The sequence below is a fragment of the Marseilla massiliensis genome (assembly GCF_016899855.1).
GTDB lineage: Bacteria > Bacteroidota > Bacteroidia > Bacteroidales > Bacteroidaceae > Prevotella.
In genome coordinates this window covers 1-12,807 of record NZ_JACJJG010000008.1, presented here as the reverse complement: position 1 = coordinate 12,807, position 12,807 = coordinate 1, and the positions used below count along the sequence as shown (strand labels likewise).

Below are 12,807 nucleotides of genomic sequence, written 5' to 3'. Positions count from 1 at the left end.
ATTTACTCAACATCTATAATTGTGTTTCCTTTTATTGAAAGTAAGACCTTGTCACCAGTGCATTTGTTCCTAATCTTACATAACAGTTTTGTTGGAAGTTGAGCGGTTTTATTATCATACTTTATAAAACATGCACTTGGCAGTAAATTCGTTATCTCTGCTGTAGTGGCTTTTATTTGCGCGTTGTTCTCAACTTCCTGTTTTACTATATTTACAAGTTTCTTCAGCAAAATTCTCACGCTGTTGAATGTATTGAATTTTAAAAACTTGTAAAGACTGTTTGTCTCATCCTTATCGTCGATAATAACCATACAGCGGTGTTCGCCTTCGTTTCTTACCCTACGCAGATTTGAATAGTCTATTTTAATCCTGTCGTTTTTGAAAAATGTATTGCAGAAAGCATTGAGTTTGTGCGAGATGGCAATGTCGGCAACTGTTTTTACATCGTTGCTCTTATGGTATTGGTATTTTTCTGCTTCTTGACTTGTGCCTGTCTCTATCGCGTGCTGTAAATCGCCGATGTCAGGATAAGCGGTGAAATAATAGTAGTTGATAATATTTTCAATTTGATAAAAGGCGTTGACGCAAAATACATAAAAGCGGTATTGCTCTTTTTCGGTCAGTTTCAGGGCCGCATTCTCCATCCGCAGGTTATCTATTGTCAGCTGGTCACGCAATCTTTGCTGTCTGATAAAGTCGTATGAAATGCTGTAGTTCGCCCTTATGTCAAGTGCCTCACGAATGGCCTTAACATCTTTTTGAACGGAGGATGATTCAGACACGACGTTTGCGGAAAACGTCAGATTTAACGCTTTCCGCAACTCTCTGTTAAACTCTTCATCCTGTTTTGAGAGTATTACTATCTTGTTTATGGTTGATTTTAATTTTTCATCCATGTCCTATATTTAATAAAACATCCAATTCTTTATTCAGTTCATCCACGTCAACTGGTTCTAACGGAGGAACGGTAATTTTCTTGCTGAGATGGATAAGCCAGAACTGTTTGTCATTTTTGTCGCGGCAGATTGATATTGATAGCAGCTCTTTTCGCGTTTCCTGCTCTGGCTTTACACCATTATTGACCGAGGCGAATACTTTTTTACCGTCGAGCATGAAGTATGCATAACGGTGTGGCTTGAACTGTTCTCCGTTGTCCGTCATAGTCTGCTCCACTGATGTTTCAGACTCTGTTATAATCACTTCCGTGGTGTTTTTCTTCTCAAAATCCAACAATGGTATGGTCTCCACGTATGTGATTGAGTGGGCGGTGGTTTTCAACGGGTCACGTGTCTCGCGGACAAGTTTCTCAAACTTATCATGCAAACGCTTGTAGACGCTGTCGTCTTCACCTTTGACCATTTTCATGTACATCAGCTTCCCGTCAAGAACATTCACGAGGTCAGGATTGCCTTTTTTCACATGCCCTTTTTCTTTCTTGTACTTCGGGAAAAACTTGGAATATGCCACACCATAACCGTATCTGTCCCAAATATAAAGTATGTTGCGTATGTCACGCACGTACTTTTGGGTTACGTTCAGTTTGTCGCTTACGATTATGCCGGTAACTTCCTGCCTGCCGCCTATTTTTTGTAAACGGGTCTTCTTCTCATTTATTGTGAAGCCTTGACTTTGTATTATCCGCACCAGCTCTTTACGAAAATCTTCGTCTTTTTGATACACATTGTGCATTGACGAAAATGTTATGTCGTCTGCATAGCGTGTGTAACGCAGTCCAAAACGTTTGGCAAGTCCGGCAAGCCTGCGGTCGAGCGTGTCACAAATCATGTTTGTAATGATTGGAGACGTAGGCGCACCTTGTGGCAGCACATAAAAGTCTTTCTTGGTTCCGTCTTCAAGCGTGCGTGTTTCTTTCATCGAGCACATACCTGCCAGCACATTAGCCACAGGTATGGGAAAATTGAAAGGCTTTAGTTGCAGGCGCTTCCAAATGCGCGGCTGCTCTATGCTTGGGAAAAAGTCTTTTAAGTCAATGTTTAATATATAGTTTTGGCTCTTATGGACATTGGCATTGGTTACGACAGACCGTTGCTCAGTGAAGCCCATTGCATAGTCAGATGGGGAGTAAACGGCTTTGAATATCTCGTTTACATACCGCAACAGCAGCATGAAACTTTGATTCCTCGGTGCAGTTATCTGCCTATAACCGCCTGATTTCTTCTTTATCTTGAATTGCTTGTAACGATGAAACGTGTGATTGGGGTTACAATAAAAGGCTATATGTTTCATCGTAAATGGATAAAACTTATCAATCTGTCCCATTTCCGCCATTTCATCTTGTTTAAGACGATTGAGCAGAGCAAGAATGTCATCCTTGTCCGCCATGCAGTGTGCCAGTGTTGCTATTTCTGTTTTATCCATTTTGGTTCATACAAATAAAAAGCGGTCTTGACTTATCTGTACTGAAACGTTCTTTTCTTTATGTAATATATAACTATACAAATAAACTATCAAAATCCTAACATCAAACATAATAACACCATAAGTGTATCACGTTAACGATTGGACATTGTTATCTTCAAGCCTAGATGAGCAAGAAGACATCCCGCGAATCTGCTCCCGAAAGAGCAGGGCTTGCGCCACGCAAGACGAAGTTCAAAATGTAGTTTCAGTCGACAGAAATGTCAAAGACCGCTTTGTTTTAATTATTCGATTGCAAAGTTACATCATTACTGCGAAATCTTTATTCGTAATAAAGGGTAAATTTGCATTTAAGCCATTTATATTTGCTCAGTCAATATTCCAATAGGCATCAGGCTTTCCGTCCAATGCATCATTTATTTCTTGGTCACTCCATCCCATTACATCTTGAACATAAGTTCCATTATAGTCATCATACGTTTTCCGTTCTCCAAGATATTCATCATTGTAATTATGAGATTTTGCACCTCGTTTAGGCAACGACGGATTAAGGTCGTGGAAATAAACTTCTCTTGCAATTCCATTTTTGACTACTCTCGTAGAATAACGGTTCTTGCCTTTAAACATCCAAACCTCATCATATACACATGGCAAAACTTCCTCTCCATTTTCATTGATGATTCCCCACTTGTTGTCATTGTTGGCGAGATTAGAAGACTGTTTCCCAATCTTCACCCTGCATAATCCTTGTTCAAAGCCTTCAATCCAATCGTACTTACCGAATTTAACAATTTCGTTTCCTTTACTGTCTATTACGCCCCATTTGTAATCAGAGTTCTCAACAACTGTTACCTCACCGTAATTCTTCTCTACAATGTTTTTCATTTTCACCTCTATTATCTGTTTTCTGCTGCAAAGGTAACAACGTATAACGAACTCTATTTTCGTACTTTCAGATATTCTGCTTCCATTTCACATATCCGCTCCCAAATCTTGTCTTGAATCTCAGATGGTTCAAGCACTACAAGTTCTTTGCCAAAAGATGCCAATTCGCGTATCAGCTCGTAATTCTCTTTGCAGTCAATTCGATAGAAGCGGCCACCATTAAGTACGGGATACTTCTCTCTGAGTTCTGATGTTTTCGCATCATTCAGTGTACGTTGTGATTCATGGATAGGCTTTGTGGCAACGTAATCTTTTGACAAATCGCTCACCCAAAAATATATCTCATACAGCGGACTGTCATCAAACAATGTCACACCAACAATGTCTTCAAACCGTTCATTGAGGTCACCTTCATAGTCAATATATTTGTGTGACGGTAGAGGTACGACATCATCAATACGGTCAAGAGCGTAATTTAAAAGTTTCAGGTCGCTTTCGACTGAACCGAATAAATACCATCGGCGATTATATTCTTTCAGCAAATATGGATATATAACAACCGTCTGCCCTTTATCTGGAGTATTGAATTTATGGTAATGTAATTCTATTACTTGGCGTTCGGAAATTGCAGTGAAAAGCTTGCCAAAGATATTCGAACCTTCAAGTGGATTCTTTGTAAAAGATACAATTTTTCTTTCATTATGCTTTACGCCAAGTCCGAGTCTCAGGCCTTCTAATCCTTCTAAATTTGGAAGCCCGTCAAACTGTCCCAACAGCGACAAAGCTTCTTTTAACAGATATTCTTCATCATCAGTAAGAGTTTTGTTGAATATTGAAAAGTTTGGATTGGCGTAGCGAAGGCACATTTTCTTTCTGCCAGTCCTTTCATCTGCGATGTAATAACGTTCGATGTCCACGCCATCAAACGGACCTTTGTATTCAAGATATTCAATGTCTTTTTCTATCGTCCTGCGACCAACACCGTCAGTTTCTGGATTTATTTCGGATAGCTGGTTGTTTACCTCTTCGGTTAAGTCATCAAGTGAATAATTATGGTACCTATTGGATAATAGCTCGTCCAAAATTTTGTACCTTGTCATTGCGTTTTTGTTTTTCGGCATAAACCTATATTTCTTTTAGCAAGTTAAACAGATACGTTTCGGTACACTCTTCTATCTTTTGTTTATCTTGAGAATAGATAACAGATGTCAAAGTCTTTGGCAGGGCTGCATACCCCATTAAGCAACCACAAAGCATATAAGCAAGTTCTTTATGATGATATGCTCTATTCATCATAAACCTTTCAATTTGGTCAAATCCCCTTGATTTTATAAAGAAGGACAGAATCGCTTGAAGTACAGGCATATCTTGTGGTATTGAAAAATTATCTTTCTTTTGCTTTTTGTATTGCCAATAATCTCTAATTGTATTTAAGATAAGATCTCCTTTGGCATCAAGAGATGGGAATTTTTCCTTAAAAATCTTACCTGTATTACTTATTATGTCAAGTATTCTATTGTCAGAAACAACACTATTTTTTCCGTTGGGATTATTGAGAATGAAATTTAATACAATATCAAAATACTGATATTCAATATCACTTTCGTCCTCAATAATATGCAGCCCTTTATGGAAAACTATATTATCAAGCGTTACGGTTTGTTCTGAAGTGGAAATCTGTTTTTTTAACGTTTTCAGAATATTATTAATATTGTCACTGAACCTTGTAAAGAGAGCCTCTAATGAAGCATCATATTGTGTAGTTCCTGATACTGCAAAGGACAACTCGTCTTTAATATTTTTGAGTTCATGTTTTAGGGATTTATACTCAGCGTTATTTTCTTTAAATCTGTTTATAATTTCCTGCAATTCTTTTTTTCGAATATATACACTACTTCCTTTCGGGAAAAACTTTCGTTTTTTCCCTTCACGCAAACCATTTTCAACCTCCAGATTTTTAATTTGTTGAAGTTCATTCTTTGCTTCATTGATGTTTTGATCTTCTAAAACATCAAGTTTTTTTGAGCATTCTATTTCTTTCTCTTTTAGTTGTTCCAGCTTTTGATCATAAGAAGGAGATTTGCGTTTCGCTATTTCAGCACATCTTTTGATGGACAATGGAAGTATCTCATTTACGATATGCCTTAAAACATCTACAGATGTCTCTATACCTTGATTATCAGAAGAAATAATATTTTGTACAGTTGCTAAAGCCTTTTTGACAGGAACAAAGTTGGGAATCACACCTTCGCTAATCATTATATTAGTGTTTAACCCCGCTACTTGGTTCTTAAGTTCATTCAAAGCCAATACCAAGGTTTGATTCTTCTGCGAAGTATTAGTTAAGACACCGCATGTATATGCAATAATCGCCCCCTTTATAGAATTAAACAAATTGTCTTTCCGGATATAATCATCCATATTAAAAGGAATAGAACTGGTTCTATCGAATTTGACTGGATGTAAGTTTGTATCAGGCTGGATATAGAATGAATCTATGTATTTCTCAATCGTTTTGACCTCTATTATTATTTTAGACTCAGCGACAAATGATTTTATGGCATTTTCGCTCATAAAACGGAATGATATCATACCTCGTTTATAATAAATCGTGGTCGGGTATGAGTAACATGTTATTTTTCCTTTTGATACAGGTGTTAGCAACTCCTTGTTCAAGAGGGTTTCATCAACTTGAATTGCATATTCACTTAACGGCTCATCCCTAAATAGGAGTAAATTAGTAAATGACCCCTCCTTGTTTATATATCTGGTCAAATCATTGCCAAATGAACGCCGTTCGTAGAAATTGTACGGAGATAAGCTTTCTGTTATGAAAGTCTCCATCAAATTCCAAGAATCTATAATAATCCAATATTTCATCTTTAGTTTTTCCTTGTTTCAGTCCATGCATCTGCAGGAACATTTTTTTCCACTATGCATGACGGTTTTACATTGTTCAGAAAGCGTGTTACCTTACTACTGGAAAAAGATATGCATAAGCTATATGATGCACGAGTACAAGCAACATAGAACGCATTTCTATCTATGAGTTCTTCGTTATTCGCAAATGGTATGAAGACATTATCAAATTCTGTACCTTTTGCAGAATGATACGTCAATATGCATGGCAAATCAATGTTTGTAAAGTCTAATGTGTCAATTGTATGATAAGGTACTTCTTTACGAGTGCGATAGAGCACTTGCGTTTGTATTCCTTTTTCTTGGAAAAACTGATGTACATATTTGACATCTTCTTCAAAAGGTACAAGAATGGCTACATCATCTAAATCCTCCATTTTTATCTTATTGACAATCGTTTTAAGTTCATCCTCTTTGCTCTTAAACTTTTGAACTACAGGTTTAGGATATTGAGGATAATCACTATTACCTCCATCTTTCATGTTGTCCGTAATAAGATCCACTGATGGTATTACAATGTCTTGAGCCATTCTTGCAATAGACTTAGGCAAACGATAATTATATTTCAGGAATAATCTTCTATATCGTAATGCAGAAGTTATTTCGTCCATACTTGCACCACGATTTTGATAGATTTTTTGTGCAGAATCTCCAAACAAGGTGAGACTTTTGTTTACTTTGGGGATAAATCTGCTTATATAGTTAGCTACACTAAAATCCTGCGCCTCGTCGATTATCAAGTAGTCAATTTTATTTTCTGCTTTTTTAAATAGTGTGCCACTGGGTATAAGCATATAGTCAATACTATTTAAGTTCACATGAGAATGTTCATTGACTTCTCTAAACCATTTAACTCTTCTTCCAAAGGCTCTATAAAAAGAGTATGCAACCCAATCAGCAAAGTCTATGCTAACTAAAAGTGAATCTGGATATTTTTCACTGGCTTTGGAATAATCCGTCCCTACAAATTCAAATTCGCGAATATTCCCATCCTGAAAAATATATAGTTTTTCATTTAGAACCTCTACGAATACATATGCTTGACCTTCAACAATTCGATTTGTTGAAGTATCCAAAATGGTCAACGTTTCAGTTTTTCGGTAAAAGCTATTTCCCTCAATAGCAGAGCCATTTAACACGCAATGAATTTCTTTATAAATTCCATGTATAGAGTTCGTTGGGTCGTTGACTTTAAATTTTCCTTGGTTAGAATAGGCAAATGTCCTGACTGAAATCCCATTAACTATGAATATTTTAGGATAACCATTAACATCAGTAGTAATTTTACATTGGCAATATACATCGCCTATTAAATCAAATCCACGATGGTTCCAAGCCCAGTCATAGGCGATACGTTCTTTATCCAAGTCGAGTTCGTCTAATCCATAAGCTACCATTCGTTTTAAGGCACGAGTGTATACAACTAAGGCATAAGAGGCACTATAAGCACTTGCTTGTACTGCTCTATGTATTGCAAGGTTAGTTTTTCCACTACCTGCAGCTCCTTGTACAATCAAATTTTCATTGGGGTCTCTGACTATAATTTGTCGTTGAGAATCGTCCAAATTTGATATAAACCATTTCTCTAGCCTCATAAATTACGATATTTGTTCTTATTTAGGAATTTAATATCCTTATTGTTATTCAATAACATTTATGGTGCAAAGTTACAAAATAAATACGAACTCTATATTCGTAATAAAACTAAATCTCGCAAATTGCGTTATAATTAGGGCACTTTCAGTCAAAACTGTTAGTGCCATTTTATTATACGTTGATTAGCGAATGATTACCTTACTGCCACAGGGATTCATTCTGCCAATCCTTACAAAAGCCCATAGCCACGATGTCTATTGGCGGGAACTTGGATAATAAGTCTGCTATTTTTGCATTAAAGTTGTTACTTGGAGAAACAGCGGAAAGGAAATACCTGATAATGCACAAGCGATAAAACACCTTTTTCTTATCCAGCTTGGACGTATCAATCCAGACTTTAGAAGCCTTACGTGGCTCTGCTGGGTTGAGCATAAAATCCCTGTTCCATACTCTCGCATGGTGGCAGCACATATTGCGCAAATTGGCAAGCACAGTAAGCCAAGAAGTGAATACTTGCGGTTTTAGTCCGAAATAGTCGGCAATAAGTTTCCTCAGCCGGTTGCTTGCAATATTGGAATAGATGTAGTTCAAGTTTCCGAAAGACAAGACCTCGGTTATCATCCATGCCGGAGGATAGTCCTCAATGTAATTGTGCCTGAAATTTTCAATGTATTCTTCCTTACTTGATGCCAATTCCTTTTCTATGACTGCCAGCGTTTGGTTGAATTTCTCACCGTTGGCAAAGTATTCAGCCTTTGTTATCCAATACTTGTCGTTAAGTTCTTGGCATCCCATATTTGCCAACACACTGCGGATTGCCACTTCTATCTTTTCTATTTCATTGAAAAGCACGATACGCAACTTCTTGTCAAAACGGTAAAGCGTCATCACCTGCTCAAAGGTCGTACCGCCCTTCAAGGCCAAGTCGCTTTTTGGACTTTTGTAGAACGGAAAGATATAAGCAGACAACCTGTGATAGCCGATATTCATCATATAGCTTTCCGCTTTGCCCTCATCGCAGAAGTGCATTCCGCGGCTTTTGAGTAGCTGGACAATCTCTTTTGGTGTTGAGTATGGCTTGGGGAAACCTGTTTTCATGTACCTATAATAAAAAAACGACCCGCCGATTTGAGCATTGTTAAGAGGCTTGGCAGGTTCTAATGGTGCAAAGATACAGTTTTCTCTTCAAAGCACAAAATGTTTCGTCAAAATTCTCCGCACCCTTTTTCAAAATACCTTTTCTAAGCACTATCTTTTCTTACACCACAGCATTAAAACAGGAAATCAAGACAAACGGATTTGAGAGCATATAAACATGATTTTCATACACACAAAAATTAAATACGTTAAATCTCTCCATTTCAGAATGTAGGCAGAACCTATAAATCCACTTTTCTATCTTTTTAACAGAAAGATATTGATAATTAACGAATAATAGATACAATAACTGTCATTATACTATATTTTGTTGCAAAAAATATAAATTATTTGCGACAAAAAGCCAAAGTTTGAGCATGTTATAGAGGATTATTTAGCAATAAAGCGATCTAAAAACAGATAGTTTGTTTCCGTAAAAGAACAGCCATCTGTTTCTTGTTTGGAGGAAAGTGTCATCGTGTCAAAATGTCAAAGTGTCATTGATATTTCAGAATTTGCTGTAATGTCCATGCGCCTCTTTGCGGATGAAATCACGTGCGCCTTCTCGCAAGAACCTTTTGACGGTGGATTCTGACAAGCCTATTTTCCTACCGGTGGCAACAGCTTCGGATGTGGTGAAAGATTGAGGCAAGAGGACAAGCAATTCGGTGTGGCGTAAGTCCAATACTCCTACTTCTATTTCAGGAGTTATGCGGCTTTCCATCGCGCGGAAATATTCAATCAACATGATGGCACGCATGGCACTCTCTTCGTCAATCTCTTTTATTTCAGCTTCTCCACATATACCACGCATAACTTGTATGACAAGACAAAAGCGGATTATGTAAGTCTCCAGTTTGCCACACAAGGCTTTCTCCGTTTCGTTTTCCGAGTCTGAATAGATACGGCTGTTCACCTCGTTTTTCCAGCTTATCAACCGATGTTTCGCTGACAATGAAAAGGAAAGTTCAATGGAGTTTATTTTCCCCTCTTGTGCAGTAGGCGGCTTTATGCCATCTACCTTTCGGATGATATGCTCCCATTCCTCCAATACCTCTCCCGGCATGGAAGTTTCGTTCCAGGAAGGCATTGTTGAGATATGGGGATAGACCTTCAAGAAACGTGAAGAAAATCCATTCAGGGAGCGTTTACCACCAAATAACGCGGAAAGCATACCGGGTTGCGTCGAGCCGATAATGGAACAATAAGGCTGTGACAGGAAGATGTACTCATTGTTCGACTTCCGGGTATATTTGAATGGCGTGCCGCTGAACAGGCTCAGAAAATAGCTTTCATCCGAACCGTTGTAACGGTTGAAGTTGGAAAGCAGGCTGTCATCTCATCATTGTAGATGAGCACTCCACGGGGATTGTCACGCATGGCTGAAATAAGGGCTTCTATGGTAGAGTTGACCACCACATGACACTTGCGCTGCGGCATCTCCATCTCTTCCGGCATGGATTGCTGCTTGCGCTGTTTGGCAGTAAGCCGTTCCCATTTGCGATACAGGCTGATTTCTTTTAAATATACACGATCATAGGCTTCATCCAACTTCAGCAGAGGAGTAACTGCCTGGCGCAATGGCGGTGTCTTGCCGCAACTGGGTGGGCCTATCAGCACCATGTAGATGATAGGATGGCTTACCCACCCGGTCATAAAACGTGCCGACCACGTATTACCCATAGCTGCGGCAAATACAGTCAAGAAAGCAGCGGAAGTGAAATCAATTTGGTAATTTTCGTACCTTTGCAGCGATTCCACAATGTCTCGGATTGAGGCAGGGAATATACCGACAGGGAAAGTAACAGAGTTGTCCATACATTTAGATAATTTGGTTACGTTTACCGAGCGCCTTGCGCACCTCATATTCGGGATAAAGTACCTTGTTGCCTGTCTTGACGGGTTTAAGAATGCCTTTCTTGTCCCAGTGCCACAAAGTTGCATCGCATACACCGAACAACTCTTTTACCTCCGCCTTGGAAAGCATCCGCTCCTTACGGGCCGCTTCCACCATGGAGCCAAGTTCATCCTTGGCACGGCGGATAAGTTCATCCGAGAATGCCTTCAAGTCTGCGGCATTCATTTCCACTTTCACGTGGGCTTTACCATCGTTGAGGATATTGAATAAATCGTCCATAATATCTGTTTACCGTCTTGGTTAAGGCCGGTCCTGCCGACGGATTGAAGACAGAAACGCCACCGCTCCAACATGGAGTGATGGTGCAAAGGTATATGGCAATCAGCTGAATTAAAAAGGTATAAGGGTTCGTTCAGTTCGCGAATCTGAAAACGAACTGAACGAATTTAAGCGAATCGAATTCAAGCATTCGATTGTGTATTTATGAGCAGAACTTTTGCCTTTATAGCATCAATGGCAAAGCGATGTTCGGGTTCATCTTTGCCGTACTGTTTCCGGTTAGGCGAAAGGTTTTGCAAGTAGCTTACGCTTTTCTGCAATTGCCGTACACCAACTATGGTATGATTGGGGAACGATGCACGCATCGCATCCACGAATCGGGTCAATGGCATCTTAGGGCTAATCTCCCCGGTTTCAATAAGGGCTATATACAAGTGGGCTGTGCTCATGCCTGTGCATTGGCGGCTTGTCCATTCCCCAATTCTTTTCACCATGCTCTCATCTTGAGAGGAAAGCAAAGTCAGGAATGTATTGCCTGTTGCAATTTGGTTATTGGATTTGCCGCGCTCACGATATTGTAGACAACGTCTTTGGAAGAACTTATTCCAGAACAATTTGAGCAAAGAGGATATCAGATTTCTGTACTTGCGCTTATTTTGCTCCACCATAGCCTTTCTCAATTCATTGACTATCAGTTCAGGCGATTCTCCATACTTAATCCATGCAGCCATAGCCATCCTGTCATTTTCTTTTCCCTTGAAGTAGTTGGCTGCGAAATCGGACATAGAGAGAATTTCCAATAGGGCAGATGCCTCAAGATGTCCAGCGGCAACCATCTTTTCTATTTCTTCCCTAAAGACAGGCGATGACAAAAAGGCTTCCTCACCCAATTTTAATATGCCACAAATACCTTGCTCGTTCATCCTGGCTGCAAATTGGGCATATTCTTGCGGATGAGCTTCAAGCCATACCTGCACTTCATCTTTATCCTTCATAGACACTTTATCGTTTTTACTCACTATTATATTGAATGTTTGAAAAGGACAAAAATAAAGGCATTTTGATGCGCAAAAGAAATGCGCAACACTATTTTACAAAACAACCTCAATCCGAAACATTAGTATGTGCAAAATTTGCACATCTGCTATTATATTTGAAGCATATTTTTCAAAACACGTCCACTCTTGTTTGGTTGGTTATGGCATCAATTTCGTCTGCGATTTCGTCTGATGAGAGCTTGATGTAGTCCATGAATGTCTTTTGTGTCTTATGTCCACTCACGTGCATCATCTGTAAAATGGTGTATTTGTGTGTAAGATACATATTGGTTATACCGCTGCGGCGTGCCGTATGTGTGGTGACACAATTGTAGCGAGGCATCATCACCTCTCCCTTGCTGTTACGTTCCACTGTGATTTTCCCATCATCTACCTGCTTCTTTTGCTTCATGGTCAACTTGGTCCGAACCTTCACAGCCAATGATGGCACGGTTTGGGATAACTCTTTAACGTGAGTTCGGTATAATAATCTTATGCAATAAGCCTGCTTTTATCAATGATGTCAATATTGAGTGACGGTTTCTTAGGAAGCAGGTTGTATGCGATAAGCCCTGCAATCAGGTCGGAAACAAAACCGTCAATGCTGCGGTGCCTGGTATGTTCAATGTAGCATACATTCTTGAGTTCGTCGTTGACGGTTTCAATGAGCGCCCTTTTCCGCAGCAGGATTTTGTCGTGCAGGTCCATGAGCGAGTT

The 12,807-nt window shown here is 39.2% G+C and carries 11 protein-coding genes and 1 pseudogene; all 12 read right to left on the bottom strand.

Features of this window, described 5'->3' with window-relative positions; genetic code table 11:
- Positions 1-2: 2 nt before the first annotated feature.
- The gene (locus H6A34_RS03245) at positions 3-896 is read right to left on the bottom strand and encodes a hypothetical protein (RefSeq protein WP_205103429.1); all 894 of its coding nucleotides are present in this window, start codon (positions 894-896) and stop codon (positions 3-5) included.
- Entirely contained in the window at positions 889-2,379 is a 1,491-nt protein-coding gene (locus H6A34_RS03240) for a reverse transcriptase domain-containing protein (protein WP_205103427.1), read from the bottom strand. Before H6A34_RS03240 ends, H6A34_RS03245 begins: the two co-directional genes overlap by 8 nt.
- A 369-nt stretch (positions 2,380-2,748) precedes the next feature.
- Positions 2,749-3,264 (bottom strand): WG repeat-containing protein, encoded by a 516-nt coding sequence (locus tag H6A34_RS03235; RefSeq protein WP_205103425.1) that lies wholly within the window; start codon positions 3,262-3,264, stop codon positions 2,749-2,751.
- Between the two features lie 53 nt (positions 3,265-3,317).
- On the bottom strand, positions 3,318-4,364 hold the full coding sequence (locus tag H6A34_RS03230) for a helix-turn-helix transcriptional regulator (protein ID WP_239480737.1): 1,047 nt from the start codon (positions 4,362-4,364) through the stop codon (positions 3,318-3,320).
- A 25-nt stretch (positions 4,365-4,389) separates the two neighbouring features.
- Positions 4,390-6,144 (bottom strand): hypothetical protein, encoded by a 1,755-nt coding sequence (locus tag H6A34_RS03225; RefSeq protein ID WP_205103419.1) that lies wholly within the window; start codon positions 6,142-6,144, stop codon positions 4,390-4,392.
- A 2-nt stretch (positions 6,145-6,146) separates the two neighbouring features.
- Entirely contained in the window at positions 6,147-7,778 is a 1,632-nt protein-coding gene (locus H6A34_RS03220; RefSeq protein WP_205103417.1) for a 3'-5' exonuclease, read from the bottom strand.
- A 199-nt stretch (positions 7,779-7,977) separates the two neighbouring features.
- Positions 7,978-8,877, bottom strand: a complete 900-nt coding sequence (locus tag H6A34_RS03215; protein WP_205103415.1) for an Abi family protein — start codon at positions 8,875-8,877, stop codon at positions 7,978-7,980.
- 547 nt (positions 8,878-9,424) lie between these two features.
- Positions 9,425-10,599: pseudogene (locus H6A34_RS03210) on the bottom strand (DUF3987 domain-containing protein).
- A gap of 139 nt (positions 10,600-10,738) precedes the next feature.
- Positions 10,739-11,053: a MerR family transcriptional regulator gene (locus tag H6A34_RS03200; RefSeq protein ID WP_021963327.1), complete on the bottom strand. Its 315-nt coding sequence runs from the start codon at positions 11,051-11,053 to the stop codon at positions 10,739-10,741.
- Between the two features lie 182 nt (positions 11,054-11,235).
- Positions 11,236-12,048: a DUF6043 family protein gene (locus H6A34_RS03195; protein ID WP_205103412.1), complete on the bottom strand. Its 813-nt coding sequence runs from the start codon at positions 12,046-12,048 to the stop codon at positions 11,236-11,238.
- A gap of 172 nt (positions 12,049-12,220) precedes the next feature.
- On the bottom strand, positions 12,221-12,502 hold the full coding sequence (locus H6A34_RS03190; RefSeq protein ID WP_205103411.1) for a site-specific integrase: 282 nt from the start codon (positions 12,500-12,502) through the stop codon (positions 12,221-12,223).
- 80 nt (positions 12,503-12,582) lie between these two features.
- Positions 12,583-12,807: transposase (locus H6A34_RS03185; protein ID WP_205103410.1), on the bottom strand; the 225-nt coding region annotated here is incomplete at its 5' end.